Source organism: Rhizobium sp. O111 (assembly GCF_055616315.1).
In genome coordinates this window covers 2844242-2862809 of record NZ_JBSHXL010000001.1, presented here as the reverse complement: position 1 = coordinate 2862809, position 18568 = coordinate 2844242, and the positions used below count along the sequence as shown (strand labels likewise).

The 18568-nt window shown below is 62.7% G+C and carries 17 protein-coding genes and 2 pseudogenes; 8 read left to right on the top strand and 11 right to left on the bottom strand.

Features of this window, described 5'->3' with window-relative positions; all coding sequences use genetic code 11:
- The first annotated feature begins 66 nt into the window (after positions 1-66).
- Positions 67-1062 (top strand): KpsF/GutQ family sugar-phosphate isomerase, encoded by a 996-nt coding sequence (locus ACVTFQ_RS14455; protein ID WP_111563448.1) that lies wholly within the window; start codon positions 67-69, stop codon positions 1060-1062.
- Between the two features lie 41 nt (positions 1063-1103).
- Here ACVTFQ_RS14455 and ACVTFQ_RS14450 read toward each other — a convergent pair whose 3' ends face one another.
- Entirely contained in the window at positions 1104-1559 is a 456-nt protein-coding gene (locus tag ACVTFQ_RS14450) for an NfeD family protein (protein WP_047509498.1), read from the bottom strand.
- A 3-nt stretch (positions 1560-1562) separates the two neighbouring features.
- Positions 1563-2576: an SPFH domain-containing protein gene (locus ACVTFQ_RS14445; RefSeq protein WP_111563379.1), complete on the bottom strand. Its 1014-nt coding sequence runs from the start codon at positions 2574-2576 to the stop codon at positions 1563-1565.
- Positions 2577-2784: 208 nt separating this feature from the next.
- Here ACVTFQ_RS14445 and queC point away from each other — a divergent pair, with 208 nt between their 5' ends.
- From queC to queE, 3 genes are read left to right on the top strand one after another with little or no spacing between them, the layout of a single operon-like run.
- A complete protein-coding gene (queC, locus tag ACVTFQ_RS14440; protein WP_111563378.1) occupies positions 2785-3492 on the top strand; it encodes a 7-cyano-7-deazaguanine synthase QueC in 708 nt (235 codons plus the stop codon).
- Positions 3493-3496: 4 nt separating this feature from the next.
- Positions 3497-3853 carry a 6-carboxytetrahydropterin synthase QueD gene (gene queD / locus ACVTFQ_RS14435; RefSeq protein WP_111563377.1) on the top strand — a complete coding sequence of 119 codons (357 nt, stop codon included), beginning with the start codon at positions 3497-3499 and terminating at the stop codon, positions 3851-3853.
- Complete coding sequence (queE, locus tag ACVTFQ_RS14430) at positions 3850-4581, top strand: 7-carboxy-7-deazaguanine synthase QueE (protein ID WP_162725562.1); 732 nt, start codon at positions 3850-3852, stop codon at positions 4579-4581. Before queD ends, queE begins: the two co-directional genes overlap by 4 nt.
- Before the next feature lie 259 nt (positions 4582-4840).
- Here queE and hemH read toward each other — a convergent pair whose 3' ends face one another.
- The 5 genes from hemH to ACVTFQ_RS14405 all read right to left on the bottom strand — a co-directional run bounded on the left by hemH (position 4841) and on the right by ACVTFQ_RS14405 (position 11176).
- Complete coding sequence (gene hemH / locus ACVTFQ_RS14425; protein WP_111563375.1) at positions 4841-5878, bottom strand: ferrochelatase; 1038 nt, start codon at positions 5876-5878, stop codon at positions 4841-4843.
- Between the two features lie 148 nt (positions 5879-6026).
- On the bottom strand, positions 6027-7961 hold the full coding sequence (locus tag ACVTFQ_RS14420; RefSeq protein ID WP_111563374.1) for a 5'-nucleotidase C-terminal domain-containing protein: 1935 nt from the start codon (positions 7959-7961) through the stop codon (positions 6027-6029).
- Between the two features lie 213 nt (positions 7962-8174).
- The gene (omp10, locus tag ACVTFQ_RS14415; RefSeq protein ID WP_026283239.1) at positions 8175-8543 is read right to left on the bottom strand and encodes an outer membrane lipoprotein Omp10; all 369 of its coding nucleotides are present in this window, start codon (positions 8541-8543) and stop codon (positions 8175-8177) included.
- 171 nt (positions 8544-8714) lie between these two features.
- Positions 8715-10166: a homospermidine synthase gene (locus tag ACVTFQ_RS14410; RefSeq protein WP_047509483.1), complete on the bottom strand. Its 1452-nt coding sequence runs from the start codon at positions 10164-10166 to the stop codon at positions 8715-8717.
- A 137-nt stretch (positions 10167-10303) separates the two neighbouring features.
- Positions 10304-11176 (bottom strand): heme-dependent oxidative N-demethylase family protein, encoded by an 873-nt coding sequence (locus ACVTFQ_RS14405; protein ID WP_111563373.1) that lies wholly within the window; start codon positions 11174-11176, stop codon positions 10304-10306.
- Between the two features lie 57 nt (positions 11177-11233).
- Between ACVTFQ_RS14405 and ACVTFQ_RS14400 the strand changes: the two genes are divergently transcribed.
- Entirely contained in the window at positions 11234-11425 is a 192-nt protein-coding gene (locus tag ACVTFQ_RS14400; RefSeq protein ID WP_111563372.1) for a hypothetical protein, read from the top strand.
- Here ACVTFQ_RS14400 and ACVTFQ_RS14395 read toward each other — a convergent pair.
- On the bottom strand, positions 11422-11793 hold the full coding sequence (locus tag ACVTFQ_RS14395; protein WP_111563371.1) for a nuclear transport factor 2 family protein: 372 nt from the start codon (positions 11791-11793) through the stop codon (positions 11422-11424). The genes ACVTFQ_RS14400 and ACVTFQ_RS14395 overlap by 4 nt on opposite strands.
- Positions 11794-11959: 166 nt before the next feature.
- On the opposite strand from ACVTFQ_RS14395, the gene ACVTFQ_RS14390 reads away from it, so the two are divergent.
- Positions 11960-12865: a sensor domain-containing diguanylate cyclase gene (locus tag ACVTFQ_RS14390; protein WP_047509475.1), complete on the top strand. Its 906-nt coding sequence runs from the start codon at positions 11960-11962 to the stop codon at positions 12863-12865.
- Here ACVTFQ_RS14390 and ACVTFQ_RS14385 read toward each other — a convergent pair.
- From ACVTFQ_RS14385 to ACVTFQ_RS14375, 3 genes are all read right to left on the bottom strand, one after another.
- Positions 12862-13488, bottom strand: a complete 627-nt coding sequence (locus tag ACVTFQ_RS14385) for an aminotransferase class IV family protein (RefSeq protein WP_111563370.1) — start codon at positions 13486-13488, stop codon at positions 12862-12864. The two genes, ACVTFQ_RS14390 and ACVTFQ_RS14385, sit on opposite strands and share 4 nt — an antisense overlap.
- 2 nt (positions 13489-13490) lie before the next feature.
- Positions 13491-14663, bottom strand: coding sequence for an aminodeoxychorismate synthase component I (locus tag ACVTFQ_RS14380; protein ID WP_111563369.1), 1173 nt, complete (start codon positions 14661-14663; stop codon positions 13491-13493).
- Positions 14664-14927: 264 nt separating this feature from the next.
- Entirely contained in the window at positions 14928-16781 is a 1854-nt protein-coding gene (locus tag ACVTFQ_RS14375) for a M3 family oligoendopeptidase (RefSeq protein ID WP_111563368.1), read from the bottom strand.
- Positions 16782-16990: 209 nt separating this feature from the next.
- Here ACVTFQ_RS14375 and ACVTFQ_RS14370 point away from each other — a divergent pair.
- Positions 16991-18245 (top strand): annotated as a pseudogene (locus ACVTFQ_RS14370) (sigma-54-dependent transcriptional regulator); the annotation flags it as partial.
- Positions 18246-18331: 86 nt separating this feature from the next.
- Positions 18332-18544, top strand: a pseudogene (locus ACVTFQ_RS14365) (helix-turn-helix domain-containing protein); the annotation flags it as partial.
- Between the last annotated feature and the right edge of the window lie 24 nt (positions 18545-18568).

Here is an 18568-nt window from a genome sequence, read left to right as displayed (position 1 = left end):
GCCGAAGGCGGTGGTCAATCCGCCGCTATGGTGGACACCGCGCTGGAAAGCGGCTAACGGATGGCGATGATCAAGCGAGCGGTAAATCTCATCGACAACGGCGTGATCGCCTCGGCCAGGCGCACACTCGCCACCGAACGACAGTCGTTGGTGTCCCTCGAACAGGCCTTTGACGGCGATCTCGCCGGGCCTTTCATGCAGGCCGTCGAAACGATCGGCGGGATTTCGGGGCGAGTGATCGTTACCGGTGTCGGCAAGAGCGGCCATATCGGCGTCAAGATCGCCGCGACTCTCGCATCCACCGGAACGCCCGCCTTCTTCATGCATGCCGCCGAGGCCAACCACGGCGACCTCGGCATGGTGGGGCTGGGGGATGCGGTGCTGGCGCTGTCGAAGGGCGGCGAGAGCGCGGAACTGCGCAATGTGATCGCCTATACGCGCCGCTTCTCCATTCCGCTGATTTCCATGACCTGCTCGCCGGATTCGTCACTCGGCAAGGCGTCCGATGTCGTGCTGTTGATGCCGAATGTCGAGGAAGCCTGCCCGCACGGCCTGGCGCCGACCACGTCGACGATGATGCAGCTGGCCATGGGCGATGCGCTGGCGATTGCGCTGCTCGAGGCGCGCGGCTTCACGGCGCGCGATTTCCATGTGTTTCATCCCGGCGGCAAGCTCGGTGCGGCCTTGAGCCACGTCGCCGACGTCATGCACACTGGCGAGCGCGTGCCGCTGGTTGCCAAGGGCACACCGCTGCCGGAGGCGATCTCGACGCTATCGCGCAAGCATTTCGGCTGTGTCGGCATTCTTGACGAGGACGGCCGGCTCTGCGGCATCGTCACCGAGGGCGACATGGCGCGCAACCTGTCGCGCAACCTCTCGGAACTCGTTGTCGACGATATCATGACGCGGGCGCCGAAGACGGTGAAGCCGAATGTCTTGGCGACCGCGGCGCTGGCATTGCTCAACAAGCACAGCATCGGCGCGCTCATCGTCGTCGACGACGACAACAGGCCGGTCGGGCTCATTCATTTCCACGATCTTCTCAGGATCGGCGTGGCCTGATCAAGCCAGCTTGATCGGGATCAAGGCCAGCTTGATCGGGATCAGGCTTCCTCGACCGTTAAGTCGCGGCCGTTGCTTGATATGACCTTGACGCGCGCGCCGACGGGCAGATCCGGGCCGCTCACCTTCCATTGCGTGTCATCCAGCTTGATGCGGCCACGGCCTTCGGTGATCGGCTCGGCGAGCGTGGCCGTGCGGCCGACGAGGCTGGCGCCGCGTTGGTTGAGAAAGGGCTCGTCCGTCTCGCCGTGATCGCGCGTCAGCTTGCGGCCGATGAACGTCGCGGCGACGGCGAAGGCGGCGAACAGGATCGCCTGCAGCTGCCAGACCCAGAAGGCGCTATCCCAAAAGAGCAGCGACAGCGCGCCGACGGCGATTGCCGCCAGGCCGATCCAGACGAGGAAGAAGCCGGGCACCAGCATCTCGGCGGCGAGCAGCACGAGGCCGACGACCCACCAGCTCCACGGCCCCAGTTCCGATGTGATGGCGGCCAGCATCTATCAGCGCTCCGGGTTCTGGTTGAACGGGTTGACCTGCGGCGTGGTGCGCGGGGCCTGGACCTGGCGCGGGGCAGGGGCTGCCTGCGGAGTGTCGCCGCCGCCGAAGACTTCCTTGGCGATGGCGCCGATGCCGCTCAGCGAGCCAATGATCGACGAGGCCTCGATCGGCATCAGCACGACCTTGGAATTGGTGGCCGAGCCGATCGCGGTCAAAGCCTCGGTGTATTTCTGCGCCACGAAGTAGTTGATCGCCTGCACGTCGCCGGCGGCGATCGCTTCCGACACCATCTTGGTCGCCTTGGCTTCGGCCTCGGCCAGACGCTCGCGCGCCTCGGCGTTGCGGAAGGCGGATTCGCGCTGGCCCTCGGCCTGCAGGATCGCCGACTGCTTGGCGCCCTCGGCGCGCAGGATCTGCGCGTTCCTGGAGCCTTCGGCCTCCAGTACCTGGGCGCGCTTCTCGCGCTCGGCCTTCATCTGGCGGGCCATGGCGTCGACGAGATCGCGCGGCGGCTGGATGTCCTTGATCTCGACGCGGGTGACCTTGATGCCCCAGGGCTGGACGGCATCGTCGACGACGCGCAGCAGGCGGTCGTTGATGGCGTCGCGGTTGGAGAGCAGTTCGTCGAGATCCATCGAGCCCATGACCGAGCGGATATTGGTCATGGTCAGGTTGAGGATGGCGTTTTCGAGGTTGGAGACCTGGTAGGCCGCCTGGGCGGCGTTGAGGATCTGGTAGAAGGCGACGGCATCGGCCGAGACGGAGGCGTTGTCGCGGGTGATGACTTCCTGGGTGGGAACGTCGAGCACCTGTTCCATGACATTCATGCGGGCGCCGACGCGCTCGATGAAGGGGGTGATGATGTTGAGGCCGGGGCCCAGCGTGCGGGTGTAGCGGCCGAAGCGCTCGACCGTGTACTGATAACCCTGCGGGACCGTCTTGATGCCGGCGAAGAGCACCAGGATGACGAAGACCACCAGTGCGATGACCACGATGTCGAAGCCGCCCAAAACCATGAAATACCTCCCAAAACCCGAATCGAATAGCCGCACCTTAGCCGAGACGATTTCAAAAGCCACGCTCTCAGGTAGTCGTGCCGCGTTACCCACCAAATGGACCCATCAAATATGGGGGTTCGATTGGTTCTTCACAATGCGATCCCTTTGGCCTAGAACGCCCGCATCCGGTCGCAGCCCACCCGGTCAAAACAAGGGATCAAACATCATGAAGACTATCGTCATCTGCTCCGGCGGATTGGACTCCGTTTCGCTTGCGCACAGGATCGCCGCGGAACAAACCCTCATCAGCCTGCTCTCCTTCGATTACGGCCAGCGTCACCGCAAGGAACTGGACTATGCCGCCGCCTGCGCCGTCAGGCTCGGCGTGCCGCACCAGATCATCGACATCAGGCCGATCGGCAGCCATCTCACCGGCTCGGCACTAACCGACAATATCGACGTGCCTGATGGACACTATGCCGAGGAGACGATGAAGGCGACCGTGGTTCCGAACCGCAACGCCATCATGCTCGCCATCGCCTTCGGGCTTGCCGCCGCGCAGAAGGCGGATGCCGTGGCTGTTGCCGTGCATGGCGGCGACCACTTCATCTATCCGGATTGCCGCCCCGGCTTCATCGACGCATTTCAAACTATGCAGGATGCAGCGCTGGACGGCTATGCCAGCGTCAAGCTGCAGGCGCCCTACGTCAATGCCACCAAGGCCGATATCGTGACCGATGGGGCAAAGCACGGCACGCCGTTTGCGGAGACGTGGTCGTGCTACAAGGGCGGGGCGCGCCATTGCGGGCGCTGCGGCACCTGCGTCGAGCGGCGCGAGGCGTTTCATCTGGCCGGCGTCGCGGACCCGACGGACTACGAGGATGCCGATTTCTGGAAGTCGGCGACATCGGGCTTCTCGGCCACGGAGGTGTAACCCCGTGTTCCGCATCACCAAGGAATTCCACTTCTCCGCCTCGCATCAGCTCTCGCATCTGCCCGCCGATCACCAATGCGCGCGGCTGCATGGGCACAACTATATCGTCGTCGTCGAGCTTGCCGCGTCAGAGCTCAACGCGGATGGCTTCGTGCGCGATTATCACGAGCTTGCTCCGCTGAAGCGCTATATCGACGATCGCTTCGACCACCGGCATCTGAACGAGGTGCTCGGTCATGATCGGGTGACATCGGAATATCTCGCCAAGCATTTCTACGACTGGTGCAAGGCGATCCTGCCGGAGACATCCGCCGTCCGGGTCAGCGAGACGCCGAAGACATGGGCGGAGTACCGGCCATGAGCGCCGATCACAAGATCCGCGTCAGCGAGATCTTCGGGCCGACGATCCAGGGCGAGGGCGTGCTGATCGGCCTGCCCACGGTGTTCGTGCGCACCGGCGGCTGCGACTACCGCTGTTCGTGGTGCGATACGCTGCATGCCGTCGACAGCGAATACCGCGATCAGTGGACGCCGATGTCGGTGGAGGAGATCTGGGCGGAGGTCGTTTCGCTCTCAGGCGGGCGGCCACTGACTGTTTCGCTCTCCGGCGGCAATCCGGCGATCCAGCCGCTCGGGCCGCTGATTGCGCGCGGACATGGCGAGGGCTATCGGTTCGCGCTTGAGACGCAGGGCAGTGTCGCCAGGGATTGGTTTGCCGATCTCGACACGCTGGTCTTGAGCCCGAAGCCGCCGTCGAGCGGCATGGAGACGGATTGGGGGCAGTTCGAGGACTGTCTGCGAAGGGCCGCCGGCGGGCCCGAGATCGCGCTGAAGATCGTGGTGTTCGATGAGCGGGATTATCGCTATGCGCGGGAGGTTGCGGGGCGATATCCGGATCTGCCGGTTTACCTGCAGCCCGGCAACCACACGCCGCCGCCTGCCGATGACGATGATGCCAGGATCGATATCGACGGGATCATGGAGCGGATGTTGTGGCTGGTGGGGAAGGTGACCGAGGATCGGTGGTTCGAGGCGCGGGTGCTGCCGCAGTTGCATGTGTTGTTGTGGGGGAATAGGAGGGGGGTGTGAGGGGGGCTACGTGGGGAGGGCGTAGGCTCGGTTTTGCCGTGGGTTACCCCCCTCTGTCCTGCCGGACATCTCCCCCACAAGGGGGGAGATCGACTCGTGGTCTGCTCCCAGCCAAACAATGAGCGTGGAGCGAGTGGTTGCGCCCAGCCAATCTCCCCACCTGTGGGGGAGATGCCCGGCAGGGCAGAGGGGGGTATCACTGGCCGCAGCGGCTAACGGGTGCACACGGCAAACGCCGACAGCCTCCTAGCCGCTACCCTCAAACCCACCCCAACAATTCCCGCCGCACCACCTTCTCTAACACGCGCATTCCATCATCACTGTCGTTCAGGCATGGAATATGCGCGAACTTCTCGCCGCCATTCTCGTGGAACGAATGCGCGGCTTGCTCTGCGATCTCTTCCAGCGTCTCCAGACAGTCGGAGACGAAGCCAGGGTTGAGGACGGCGATCTTTTTCACGCCGTCCTTGGCGAGCTGCTCCACCGTCTTGTCGGTATAGGGCTGCAACCACTCTTCCGGGCCGAAGCGGGACTGGAAGGTGACCATGAACTGGTCCTTGGACAGACCGAGCTTTTCGCGCAGCAGGCGGCCGGTCTTCTGGCACTGGCAGTAATAGGGGTCGCCCTTCTTGAAGTAGGACATGGGGATGCCGTGGAAGGAGGCGATGATCTTTTCCGGTTGCCAGTCGAGCGTCGACAGATGCTTCGTGATCGAGTTGGCGAGCGCCTCGATATAGGTGTCGTCGTCGTGATAATCGGGCACGGTGCGCAGCGCCGGCTGCCAGCGCATCTTCAACAGGTGCTGGAAGGCCTTGTCGTTGACGGTCGCGGTGGTGGCGGCTGCATATTGCGGATAGAGCGGGAAGAGCACGATCCGGTCGCAGCCGTCGTCCTTCAGCGCCTGAATGCGCGAGGCGATCGAGGGGGTGCCGTAGCGCATGGCCCAGTCGACCTTGACGTTCTCCAAATCCTTCAGCCGTTCGGCCATCAGCTCGGACTGGCTACGGGTGTAGGTGCGCAGATAGCTCTCGTCCTTCTCCTTGTTCCAGATCAGCTCGTAAGCCTTGCCGACCTTGCCCGGGCGGGTGTTCAGGACGATGCCAAAGAGGATCGGATACCACTTCCAGGGCGACCACTCGATGACGCGCTTGTCGGTGAGGAATTCCTTGAGATAGCGGCGCATCGAGGTGTAGTCGGTGCCGTCAGGCGTGCCGAGATTGACGAGCAGGACGCCCACCTTGCCATAGTTCACCTTCGGGTGTGCCGACGGATGGTGCGTGGTATCAACGGTCGTCATTCAAACCTCAGTTCTGCTGCTCAGCCGCTCATACGCGGACGAGATCGAATGGTTCACCCTATAGGAACAAAAGCCGGCCCGGGAAACCCCGGACCGGCTCACATCATTGGGACAAATCGTCATACTTTATTCCGTCAAGCCGCAAGGCTTACTTGGACGGGATCTGCAGCTCCTTACCAACAGTCAGATGGCGGGGCGTCGGCTTGCCGTTGGCCTCGGAGATCTTCTTCCAGAGCGTGCCGTCGCCATAGAACTGCTTGGCGAGATCCCACAGCGTATCACCCGATGCGATGACGTGGGTGGTCGGCGTGTTCGGGGCGAGAGCCGCAGGGGCTTCCGTGGACGGTGCCGTTGCTGCCGGGGCGGCGGGAGCAGGCGTTGCGTCCGGCGTGGCCGGTGCCGGCGTTGCTGCCGGTGCCGAGGGGACGGCCGGTATGGTCGTCTCGGATGCCGTCGGTCCCGGTGCTGCGGCCGAAGAGGCGACCTCGGTCACGCGGCCATCCGTATAGGGCTTGTAGGGCGAATGGGCGGCGAGGAAGTCGGCGGTGACGTCGGCGAGGTCGGGGCCGAAGTCATAGGCGTTCTTACCCGCGGTGGCGAAGATCGAATAGCCGTCGCCGCCGGCGCGCATGTAGTTGTTGGTCACCACGCCATAGGTCTTGGCATCATCAAGCGCCACGAAGGTGTCGCCGTCCTTGACCTCGACCGAGACGACGCGGCTGCCTGGCGGCTTCGACTTGTCGAAGCTGTACTTCATGCCCGCCACCTGCGGGAAGCGGCCGGCGCCTTCCTCGATCTTGCCGAGGCCGTTTTCCAGCGCCGCGCGGATATCGGCGCCTGTCAGCTGGAAGGTTGCGAGCGTGTTCTGGAAGGGGAGCACGGTGATGACCTCACCCTGGGTCACGTCGCCGCCGTCGATCGACGAGCGCAGGCCGCCGCCGTTCTGGATGGCGATCTGCATGCCCTGGCTCTTGCCGCGATCGAGCATCGCGTCGGCGACGAGGTTGCCCATCGAGCATTCCTCGACGCGGCAGACCTTGCGGTCGCCTTCGATCGGGCCCTCGGAGGAGCCGATGACCTTCTTGCGCAGGTCCTCGATCGGCTTGGCGAGCTCGGTGATGCGGGCGGCGATTTCGGGATCGGGCGTGAACGAGCTGTCGATCAGGATCGGATCGCCCTTGGCTTCCTTGACGACGCCGTTGTCGTCGAAGGTGATCACGACATCGCCGAGATACTTGCTGTAGGAGGCGGCGGTGACGACGGGAACCTTATAGCCACCGGGATTGTCGACCATGGTCGGATAGGGGCCTTCGGCCTTCGGATCGGTGTTCGACAGAAGCGTGTGCGAGTGGCCGCCGACGACGACATCGACATCCGGGATCTTGGCGATATCGGAGAGGTCTCTGGTATAGCCGACATGCGTCAGCGCGATGATCTTGTTGACGCCTTCGGCCTTGAGCTTGGCGGCTTCCTTGGTGATGGCCGCGACATCATCGGTAAACTTGACGTTCGGGCCGGGGGAGGCGAGTTCCGGGGTTTCGGTGGTGACGACGCCGATGATGCCGATCTTCTGGCCGCCGATCTCGAGCACGACCGAGGGTTCCGGCTTCTTCTTGATCGTCGAGGCGTCGGAGATTTCGACATTGGCGGCGGTGACGGGGAAGGCGACCTTGTCCATGAACGGCGCCAGCGCCTTTTCGCCGTCGTCGAATTCATGGTTGCCGAGCGTCATGGCGTCGAACTTAATGGCGTTGACCATCTCCAGTTCGGCGGTGCCCTTGTATGTCGAGTAGAACAGCGAGCCCTGGAAATTGTCGCCGGCGTTCAGCGTCAGCACGTTCTGGCCGGCCAATGCCGCGCGGCGCTGGTCGATGGCGGTCTTCAGGCGGGCGGCGCCGCCGAAGCATTCCTTCTTGCTCTCCTCTTCGGCCGAGCAGGTGGAATCGAACTTGTTGATCGCCTCGATGCGCGAATGGAAATCATTGATGTGCAAAATATTGAGCTGGTAATCGGCAAAGGCGGCGCTGCTCGACAGCGCCAATACGGACGCTGTCAGCAGACCGAATTGAAACGATTTCGTCATCCTGTTCTCCTGGTTTTATCGGCGACGCTCGAACCTGATCCGGTTTGCCGGATACCAGTCCCCCAAGCCCCGCCGTCCCTACACGGTCGATGTTTCCATCAACCCTTAGTGGCCGCAAGAGAAAAACCTGTGACAGCGCGGGTGCATTCCAAGAGCGGTAAACAAAAAAAGCTCCCGCGAGGGGAGCTTTTCCGATCGACCATATGAGGCGATTTACATGTGGCGGTTGAGGCTGAACTGCGAGCCGCTGTCGGAGGTGCAGTTGAGCTGGCTCTGGGTGACCAGCGCGCAGTTGACCTTGGACTGCGTCTTGCGCACCAGCGAGGTCATGTTGATCTCAACCAGCGTCGGCGACGTGTTGATGTAGGTGCCGGATGCCAGCATCTGGTTGGTGTCGGTCGTGCGCGTCGTGAACGTGCCGGCCTGGAAGGTGGAGATGATGCCGTTCGGATCCGACCAGGAGCCTTCCACGCCTGTCTGCGCCGGGGCGGCGGCAACGGGCATCGGACGCGGGGACTGCGGAACGCAGGCCGAAAGGGCCGCCGAAGCACTCGCGATCACGAGGAGGGTTTTGAGTCTCATAAGATTCTCCCGGAAGTTCAGACCGAAAAACATAACGCTTGGTTAACGAACACATGGCGCGAGCGTTCCGGGAAGGCAAGGCTTCTTGCGCGCGTCAGGGCATTTATACAGCAGGCGTTACAAAAATGCCCGCCTTGCGGCGGGCATCTGGTGATCTCGGTCTCGTTTCTATCAGCGAACGAGGATGTTCTTGAACTGCCAAGGATCCTTGGTGTCGATGTCCTCGGGGAAGAGGCCCGGGCGGCCATCGAGCGGGGTCCAGTCGGTGTAGTGACCTTCGACCGGGCCGAGGTAGGGCAGCTGTACTTCGAGGCAGCGCTTGTAGTCGATCTCGTCGGCTTCGACGATACCGGCCTTCGGGTTTTCAAGCGCGTAGACCATGCCGGCCAGAACCGCCGAGGTGACCTGCAGGCCGGTGGCGTTCTGGTAAGGCGCGATGCGACGGGTCTCTTCGAGCGACAGGCGCGAGCCGAACCAGTAGGCGTTCTTCTCGTGGCCGTAGAGCAGCACGCCGAGTTCGTCGACGCCGTCTACGAGTTCATGCTCGTCGAGAACGTGGTGAACCGGCTGCGCGGTGCCGCCGTTGCCGAACATCTCATGCAGCGACAGAACGGCGTCGTTTGCCGGATGGTAGGCGTAGTGGCAGGTCGGGCGGAAGGTCACTTCGCCGTCCTTGTCGCGCACCGTGAAGTAATCGGCGATCGAGATGGACTCGTTATGGGTGACGAGGAAGCCATACTGCGGGCCAGGCGTCGGGCACCAGGTGCGAACGCGGGTGTTGGCGCCCGGCTGCTCGAGATAGATGGCGGCCTGGCAGCCCTTCTTGTGCTTCTTGGCGTTCTTCGGCATCCAGTTTTCGTGGGTGCCCCAGCCGAGTTCGGCCGGCTGCAGACCTTCGGAAATGAAGCCTTCGACGGACCAGGTGTTCCAGAAGACGTTGAGCGGCTTCGGGTTCTTGGTGAGCTGCGTGTCGCGTTCGGCGATGTGCACGCCCTTGACGCCGAGCTTCTTCATCAGCTTGGCCCAGCCTTCGCGGTCATGCTGATCCGGCTCGTCGAACTTGAGACCGGTGTCGTTTGCGAGGTTGACCAGCGCCTGCTTGACGAACCAGGAAACCATGCCCGGGTTTGCGCCGCAGGTGGAAACGGCGGTGGCGCCACCAGGGTTCTTGGCCTTTTCCTTGCGAACGGTTTCGCGCAGCGCATAGTTGGTGCGGTCGGCGTTCTTCATGGACTTGTCGAAGTAGAAGCCGAGCCACGGCTCGACGACGGTGTCGATGTAGAGAACGTCGAGCTTGCGGCAGAGCTTCATCAGGTCGAGCGAGCCGGTATCAACAGAGAGGTTGACGCAGAAGCCCTGGCCTTCGCCTTCGGTCAGAAGCGGCTTCAGGAGCTCTTTGTAGTTGTCCTTCGTCACATATTCCTTGATGTGACGGACGCCGTGCTGCTTGAGGATCTCCATGTCGGAGGGCTCTTCACGCGGGTCGATGACGACCATCCGGCTCTTGTCGAACTTGAAGTGGCGCTCGATCAGGGGCAGCGTGCCGCGGCCGATGGAGCCAAAGCCGATCATGACGATCGGGCCGGTAATTTCGGCATATACCGGGTGGTTCTGTTCCGTCATTCTTTTCTCCTGTGGAAGGCGACGAAGGCGAGAGGCCTCTAAGAATTCATTTGAAATCGTTCAAATACCGCTAGGTGACCGGCTCTAATCACAAAATCACGTCACAATAAAGAGCGTTCCGGCCGGGAATGTAAATATCAGGTGAAGCGGTCATCGCTTGCAAACGCGTGCAATTTCGCCGCCAGTTCGCGCTTATGCAGGCTCAGTCCCTTGTACGCCGCCTGGTGCTCGTCGAGGCTTTCGAGCTGGGCTGCGAAGCTTAGTGCCAGGCTTTGCGCCTGCGGGTGATGGGCAATAGCGGAGATCGGATCGACGTAGACGCGGATCGTGAAGAGGATATCGCCCGACCGAGGGAGCTTGCGCAGCGTCTGGCGCTCGACGCGGGCGAAGCGATCGGCCAGCGTGAACGGCTCGGCCTGCGGCGGGCGGCGGTGCTTGGAGAGCGGCAGGAAGAGGGCGTTCGAGGTGTTGACCGACCAGTTCAGCCGCTCGACCGGTTGGGAGACCTGCAGATTGTCGAAGATGCGGTGGATGAGGGTGGCGTTGCGCGTGCCCTCGCCAAAGCCCGGCACATCCGCATGGATCGCATGCATCGGCCGGCCGAATTTTTCCCGTAGCGACCACGAGGAGGGGAAGGCGACGAAACCGGCCACGAGATGCCAGCCATCCTGCTTGCGGCGCATGATGACGAGATCGTCCTGGATCATCAGGCCGGCGCGGAGCAGCGGCGGGAGATCGCTGTCAGTGTCTGGCACGTCAGGACAGAGGTTGGGGTGGCGTTCGCGCAGATGCTGACGCAGCAGGTCGAGCGCTTCCCGCTGTGCGTCCGATGTGTCGGCTTCGGCCACGAAGACGTCGTCGCGACGGATTTCGACCAGCGCACGCTTTTCGCCGACATAGCGAGCCCAATCGGCATCCGGCTCGATCCAGCAGTCGGGATCGAGCGGCATCAGGCCGATGGTGAAAGGCTTGGCCGAGCCGTCATAGGGCGTGTAGGTCGGTGGCGTCATTGTCAGCAAAGTGCCGATTTGCTAGCCTGCTGGCAATAGCTGACGAGAGGCCGGGCGATGGCTGATGACGACGAACTGGCGGCGTCTATCGACGCCGCAATACTGGCCGCCGATCGCGGTGAGTTCATTTCCAACGAGGCGATGTGTGCCTGGTTGTCGTCCTGGGGAACCGAGAACGAACTTCCGCCGCCAGAGGTCGATATCTGGAAAGCGCCTCGATCAAGCGGCGATCGAAAGCCCAAAGGCTAGCGCTCCGGCGTGCCCTGATGGAAGACCATCCGCCACGCGCCGTGGACGTCGCGGCGCCAGATGGAGCTGCGGAGCGCCCGGACGGGTAGCTCGCCCTGCACCATGCGCTCCGAGCGATAGGTGGCGAGAACCACGTCGGATGCCAGTGTTTGAATTTCGAAATCGGTCAGCTGGCGCGTCGTGCCATCGCTGGGCTCTTTCGCTAGGGCGGTGATGATTTCCTCGTAAAGATAGATGCGACCGGAGCTGCCGATCTCGCGGAAATCCGGTGAGAGCAGGGTCTCAAGCAGGCTGCGCGTGTTGCGGACCGTCTGGTCGAACAACCTCTCCTCAAGCAAGCGGATATGGTCGCGCAGTTCGCTGTTCATCGCCTTACCTTTTCCAAAATCTCCGGCGCGACTATCGCCTTCGTGAACCAAGGCGTCGCATTCCGAAACACCTGAATAGTGCAATTGCGCCGAAACCATCCATCTTCTTTTCAGATTTCTGCTTCAAACTGCGAATCATCTTATATCCACGCCCCGGAACCATCGGATGAACCAGATATCGGAGCGGCTTGCGGAATTGCAGGAGGACAGTTCCGTCCTGATCGCGCTTTATGATCAGGACGATCGTCTGCGCTATGCAAACCCGGCCTTTCGCACGACCTTTGCCTTGGACCCCGAGGAGTGCCCGCTATGGGCCGACCTGATGCGGCGCAATACGCGCAGCGGCAAGGGCACGATCATCCGGACATCCGACTTCGAGACATGGCTGGTCTCGGCGCAATCGCGGCGCGGCAAGCTGCCGTTTCGCGCCTTCGAGACGGATGTGGTCGACGGGCGCTGGCTGTGGATGACGGAGACCGTTCAGAAGGACGGCTGGATGCTCTGCATCGCCAGCGACATCACGCATCTGAAGGCCAGCGAGCGAGATGTCAGGCAGGATCGCGACTTCGCGCTGAAGGCATCGCAGACCGATGAGCTTACCAGCGTCTCCAACCGCCGCTTCATGATGGCGGCGCTCGACAGTCTTGCCAACGGGCATGCCGCGCCGAGACCGGTGGGTGGCTGCATCTGCATCATCGACCTCGATTTCTTCAAGCGCATCAACGATCTCTACGGGCATCAGACGGGTGACGACGTACTGGTCGATTTCGCCCGCCGGGTGCATCCCCTCGTGCGCCGGCGCGACAGCTTTGGGCGGATCGGCGGCGAGGAGTTCATGCTGATCCTGCCGGACACGACTTTGGCGCAGGGCGAGCTGATCATCGAGCGGATATTGACCACGGTGCGCGGCGCCCGGCCGATCCAGAATGCGCCGAGTTTCTCCTACACCTGCTCGGCCGGGCTCGCGGAACTGCACCCCGGCGATACGGCGCGAGAGCTTTATGCGCGCGCCGACGAGGCGCTCTATCATGCCAAGCAGGGCGGGCGGGATCGGTTGCGGATCGTTGCCTAGTCAATGAGCCTTGCTGGTATGAGCCCGCGCAGCGAATTACCGACGTAGAGTTTTCCGGTCTTCAGGTCATCGCGCGTGATGCGGCCGACGCGGGCCTTGCGCTGGCAGATGAGTTCGGTGCGCAATACGCCTGCCAGCAGGCCGCAGGAGATCGGCGGCGTGCGCAGCATGCCCGAGCCATCGTCGAGGAAGATCGAGGTGATCGTGCCCTCGCAGGCCTCGTCGCGCTCGTTCAGCATCAGCACCTCGTCGGCTTCATGAGGGGCGTATTCGGCTCTGGCTTTCTCGTAGACTGCGCGGCGCGTGGTCTTGATGCGCAGCAACTTGTCAGAGGAAGCGAGCCGCTGGTCGGCGATGCGGATGGTCCAGGTGGTGTCGGGCGCGAGCGGCGTGAAGGGGGCTGCTGTGACGTCGATATTCGTGCTCTCGTCGAAGGTCAGCCGGACGCGCTGGGGTGTGGTGGCGCCGGCGACGGCTTGCTCCAGCTTTTCGAGCGCGCCCACCGGCTGCGGGAAGCCAATGCGGCGGGCGGAGCGGGTTAGGCGGGCGAGATGCAGGCGCAGGCGGATGAAGCCTGTGTCGGGCTCGTAGCGCAGGGTTTCGATCAGCGAGAAGTCGGCCACGGTCAGACGCTCCCGGTTCCCGCGATCGGCTGGTCGCCGATGGCGAAGCGGGCCTTCAGGAGGCACTCCTCGTATTCGGCTTCAGCGGTGGAATCGATGACGATGCCGCCGCCGACATTGAAGACGGCGCGGCCGTCGTCGAAGAGCGTGAGCGTGCGGATGGCGACGGAAAAGCGCATGGCGCCTGATGGCGCGATCATGCCGATGGCGCCGCAATAGACGTCGCGCGGGCCGTCTTCCAGCTCGTGCAGGATGGTCATGGCGCTGATCTTCGGTGCGCCGGTTATCGAGCCGCAGGGGAAGAGGGCGGCGAGGATGTCGCGGATTTCGAGGTTGGGCAGGAGCTTTGCCTGCACGTGGCTCACCATCTGGTGCACTGTCGGGTAGGTCTCGATGTCGAAGAGTTTTGGGACGTCGAGCGTGCCGACTTCCGTGACGCGGGAGATATCGTTGCGCAGGAGGTCGACGATCATCCGGTTTTCGGCCTGCGTCTTGATGTCGGCGAGCATGGCTTGCTTGATCGCCTCGTCCTCGGCGGGGGTGCCGCCGCGCCTTGCTGTGCCCTTCATCGGATGCGTCTCGATCCAGCCTTCCTCGTCGGTGCGGAAGAAGAGCTCGGGCGAGCGCGAGAGGATGACCGGGCCGCCGAGATCGACCAGCGCGCCGTATTTCACGGGCTGTCGTTCGATTAACGACCAGAAGGCGGCACTGACATCGCCGGACCAGCGGGCCGTAATCGGCATGGTGAGGTTCGCCTGGTAGCAATCGCCCTGCATGAGGTGGTGGTGCAGGCGGTCGAAGCGGTTCTTGTAGGTGGAGAAGTCCCATGCGGCTTTCGGCGCCGTCAGGAACTCTTCGTTTTCGAGGCGCTGCGTGGGCTGGGCGAGCGGGTGGCCGTCCGGTTGTGGGTGGTCGAAGACGCCGAAGCACAGCAGCGGGGTCTTGCGGTTTTCGATGGCGAAGCCGGCGAGCTTGTCCTCGAAGAGGTGGCCGGCTTCGTAGGCGATGTAGCCGGCGAGCCACTTGCCCGCCTTTCTGGCCTCCTCCATGCGGGCGAGGCCGGTAAACACCTCGGCGCGGGTGTGGGCGACGATGATCTCGGCCGGGTCGGCGAAGAGCATGACCTGGCCGGATGTGTCGTCGCGGAAGAGGATGTGGGGGGCGCGCCCGTTCATGCTGGGTCCTGTTTATAAAGCGGGGCGGCGCGACGACCTCCCTTCTCCCCGACGGGGAGAAGGTGCCGGCAGGCGGATGAGGGGGCCACGGGGCGCAATTGCCTTTCGCATTCGCTCAAGGCGTCGCTTGCGCTCCGCCCCCCCTCATCGCCTCGCTACGCTCCGGCACTTCTCCCCGTCGGGGAGAAGAGACCTGTGGCGGCGTAACGCCCCAACTCTTGGTTCCGTGGTGTGAAAAGCGCGCTACTGGCGCTTCCTTCCACCTCAGCTCTTATCTAGCGCTTCCAACTCGTCGATCAGCCCCTCGATCATCGACAAACCCTTGCTCCAGAACGACGGATCGGTGGCGTCGAGGCCGAAGGGCTTGAGGAGTTCGGAGTGGTGCTTGGTGCCTCCCGCCTTCAGGAGCTCGAAATACTTGTCCTGGAAACCCTGATCGGCCTTCTGGTAGACGGCGTAGAGCGAGTTTACCAGGCAGTCGCCGAAGGCGTAGGCGTAGACGTAGAAGGGCGAGTGGATGAAGTGGGGGATGTAGGTCCAGTAGGTCTCATAGCCCTCGGAGATCTTGATCGCCGGGCCGAGGCTTTCGGCCTGGACGGACAGCCACAATTCGCCGATCTGCTCGGCCGTCAACTCGCCTTCCTTGCGGGCGGTGTGAACCTTGCGCTCGAATTCGTAGAAGGCGATTTGGCGCACGACCGTGTTGATCATGTCCTCGACCTTCTGGGCGAGCATCGCCTTGCGTTCGCGCTTGTCCTTGGTCTTGTCGAGAAGGGCGCGGAAGGTCAGCATTTCGCCGAAGACGGAGGCGGTTTCGGCAAGCGTCAGCGGCGTCTGGCACATCAGGGCGCCCTGGCCGCCGGCCAGCACCTGGTGCACGCCGTGGCCGAGTTCATGGGCGAGCGTCATCACGTCGCGCGGCTTGCCGAGATAGTTGACGAGCACGTAGGGATGGGCGGAGGGAACGGTCGGGTGCGCGAAGGCGCCCGGCGCTTTGCCGGGGCGGACCGGCGCGTCGATCCATTCCTCGTCGAAGAAGCGCTTGGCGATCGCGGCCATCTCGGGGGCGAAATTGCCGTAGGCCGAGAGAACGGTGTCCTTGGCCTCGGTCCAGGAGATGACGGCGTTGGAGGTTTCCGGTAGCGGCGCGTTGCGGTCCCAGAACTCCATCTGATCCATTCCAAGCCACTTTGCCTTCATCGTATAATAGCGGTGCGACAGGCGCGGATAGGCGTCGCGAACGGCGGCGGCCAGCGCATCGACCACTTCGCGTTCGACGCGGTTGGCGAGGTGTCTTGAATCGGCGATGTCCTCGAAGCCGCGCCAGCGGTCGGAAATGTCCTTGTCCTTGGCGAGCGTGTTGGTGATCAGCGTGAAGATGCGCAGATTGTCTTTGAAGGTTTTGGCGAGCGCCATGGCGCCCTTTCGGCGCACCTCGGGGGCGCGGTCCTGCAGCATGTTCAGCGTCACTTCGATCGACAGCATCTCGCCATCCACCTCGAAACGCAGCTCGGCCATGGTCTCGTCGAACAGGCGATTGAAGGCGGCGGCCGAGGTCATCGACTTCTCGAGGAAGAGCTGCTCCAGCTTGTCGTCAAGCTGGTAGGGCTTGTCCTTGCGCAGGTCGACCAGCCAGGGGCGATAGTGACCGGCATCGGGGTCGTTTGCCATGCAGGTGTCGATCACGGCGTCGTCGATGCGGTTGAGCTCGAGCGTGAAGAACAGCAGATGGCCGGAGAAATCGGTGATCTTTGCCTGCACGTCGCCGTAAAGCTTGCCGTTGGCCGGGCTCGACGTGTCGGAGAAATAGGTGAGGCCGGCAAAAGAGCCGAGGCGGCCGATGATGTCGTCGAGCGCTTCATATTCCTTCAGCGCCTGGCCGATGCCGTCTGCGCCCTTCTTGGTCGCGGCGTCCGAGAGCTTGCCCTTCCACTTGGCTTCGAAGGCAAGAGAGTCCTTTTCGGCCTTCGCCATGTCGGCCTTGAAGGCGTCGGAGGTGGCGGAAGGATAGAGGTCCTGAAGCTTCCAGGTCGGGAGGTCGCCGAGTTCGATCGCCTTCGCGGAACCGGCATTGCTTACCGAAAAGTTGTATTCGGCGCCGAAGAGCGGGTTTTTCATAAGCGGGATCCTCTTCCTATTTTACGACAGGTCTGACTGTCTAAGCGCCCAAAGCCTTGGCATCAAGGGGCTTTTCGTCGCGCGGGAGCGTCGTTTCGAGGCGAATCCGCCTTCGTCACAAACGTTAAAATGCGATTATTTCTCAAAACTGGATGTTCAAGCCTTTCTGCGACATTACCATTCAAGGTTTCGCATGAAGTGAGGCAGCAATGACCGGTTACAACGAGCACAAGGGTGCAGCGCAGATACTTGTCGTCGAAGACGATCCAGTACAGCGCAGACTGCTGAAGAACGCCATCGAGCGTCACGGACACGTCGTCCACCAGGCAGAGAATGGCCGGATCGGTCTTGAGATGGTGAAGAGGGCCGGTGGCCTCTACAACGTCATCGTTCTCGACCTGATGATGCCGGAGATGACAGGCCTCGAATTTCTCGAGGCGATCCATGCCTTCGGTACGCAAATTCCCGTGATCGTCCAGACCGGGCAGGGTGGGATCGAGACGGTGGTGCAGGCGATGCGCGCCGGCGCCTTCGATTTCGTCGTCAAGCCCGTCTCGCCGGAGCGGATTTCCAATTCGATCGCCAATGCGCTGAAGCTAGATCAACGCGAGGTCAAGGCACGTGCCGGGCGGCGTTCGCGCTCCGGTGCCGTCGGCTTCGACGATATCGTGTCGGCAAGCCCGGCGATGATCCGCGTGCTGGATCTCGCCCAGCGCGCCGCGCAATCCAACATTCCCGTCGTGCTCGAAGGTGAATCCGGCGTCGGCAAGGAGCTGGTGGCCCGCGCCATCCAGTCCGGCAGCGACCGCTCCGGCAAGCCCTTCGTCACCGTCAACTGTGGCGCCATTCCGCACAATCTTGTCGAGAGCATTCTCTTCGGCCATGAGAAGGGTGCCTTTACCGGAGCCACCGAGCGGCATGTCGGCAAGTTCATGGAAGCCGATGGCGGCACCATCTTCCTCGACGAGATCGGCGACCTGCCGCTCGACGTGCAGGTGAAGCTGTTGCGCGCCGTGCAGCAGGGCGAGATCGAGACCGTCGGCGCTCGCACCGCGCACAAGGTCAACGTCCGCCTGATCTCGGCGACCAACAAGGATCTGATCGAAGAGGTCAAGAACGGCCACTTCCGCGAGGATCTCTACTACCGCCTCAACGTGTTCCCCATCACCATCCCGGCGCTGCGCAAGCGCAAGGAAGACATTCCGCATCTGGTGCGGGTGTTCACGGAACGCTTCTCGAGCGAGCAGAAGAATGGCAACCGGATGACGGTCAATGCCGGCGCGCTGGCCCTGCTCACCGCATACGACTGGCCGGGCAATATCCGCCAGCTGGAGAACGCGATCTTCCGTGCCGTGGTTCTGGCCGACGGTCCGGAGCTCACGGAAGCAGACTTCCCGCAGATCGCGGCGCAGCTTCCGGAATACGACGTGGTCGATCACCTGGCGCTGGTTGCCGATAACAGCAGCAATGTTCGCCTCGGCGAGATCGCTGCTGCGGAGTTCGGTGTCTCGCAGACGGTGGCCGACAATGTCGCGGCGCGGATCAACGACGCACCCGACAACGCGATTTCGAGCACCAATCCGTCCGGTGACGTGCGCAAGCTTGCCGATGTCGAAGAAGAGCTGATCCGATTCGCGCTCAAGTTCTATCGTGGTCAGATGAGCCAGGTTGCACGCAAACTGGGTATCGGGCGCTCGACGCTTTACAGAAAGTTGAAAGACTACGGGATCGACCCGGATAACCCGCAAAAGGACGCTGCATAGGGTGTTCCAGTTAAGATTCCGGCA

Bases quoted from the DNA above. Each gene is read 5' to 3' on its own strand.
- ACVTFQ_RS14455 (WP_111563448.1), top strand. From the start codon at position 67: ATGATCAAGCGAGCGGTAAATCTCATCGACAACGGCGTGATCGCCTCG.
- ACVTFQ_RS14450 (WP_047509498.1), bottom strand. From the start codon at position 1,559: ATGCTGGCCGCCATCACATCGGAACTGGGGCCGTGGAGCTGGTGGGTC.
- ACVTFQ_RS14445 (WP_111563379.1), bottom strand. From the start codon at position 2,576: ATGGTTTTGGGCGGCTTCGACATCGTGGTCATCGCACTGGTGGTCTTC.
- queC (WP_111563378.1), top strand. From the start codon at position 2,785: ATGAAGACTATCGTCATCTGCTCCGGCGGATTGGACTCCGTTTCGCTT.
- queE (WP_162725562.1), top strand. From the start codon at position 3,850: ATGAGCGCCGATCACAAGATCCGCGTCAGCGAGATCTTCGGGCCGACG.
- hemH (WP_111563375.1), bottom strand. From the start codon at position 5,878: ATGACGACCGTTGATACCACGCACCATCCGTCGGCACACCCGAAGGTG.
- ACVTFQ_RS14420 (WP_111563374.1), bottom strand. From the start codon at position 7,961: ATGACGAAATCGTTTCAATTCGGTCTGCTGACAGCGTCCGTATTGGCG.
- omp10 (WP_026283239.1), bottom strand. From the start codon at position 8,543: ATGAGACTCAAAACCCTCCTCGTGATCGCGAGTGCTTCGGCGGCCCTT.
- ACVTFQ_RS14410 (WP_047509483.1), bottom strand. From the start codon at position 10,166: ATGACGGAACAGAACCACCCGGTATATGCCGAAATTACCGGCCCGATC.
- ACVTFQ_RS14405 (WP_111563373.1), bottom strand. From the start codon at position 11,176: ATGACGCCACCGACCTACACGCCCTATGACGGCTCGGCCAAGCCTTTC.
- ACVTFQ_RS14400 (WP_111563372.1), top strand. From the start codon at position 11,234: ATGGCTGATGACGACGAACTGGCGGCGTCTATCGACGCCGCAATACTG.
- ACVTFQ_RS14395 (WP_111563371.1), bottom strand. From the start codon at position 11,793: ATGAACAGCGAACTGCGCGACCATATCCGCTTGCTTGAGGAGAGGTTG.
- ACVTFQ_RS14390 (WP_047509475.1), top strand. From the start codon at position 11,960: ATGAACCAGATATCGGAGCGGCTTGCGGAATTGCAGGAGGACAGTTCC.
- ACVTFQ_RS14380 (WP_111563369.1), bottom strand. From the start codon at position 14,663: ATGAACGGGCGCGCCCCCCACATCCTCTTCCGCGACGACACATCCGGC.
- ACVTFQ_RS14375 (WP_111563368.1), bottom strand. From the start codon at position 16,781: ATGAAAAACCCGCTCTTCGGCGCCGAATACAACTTTTCGGTAAGCAAT.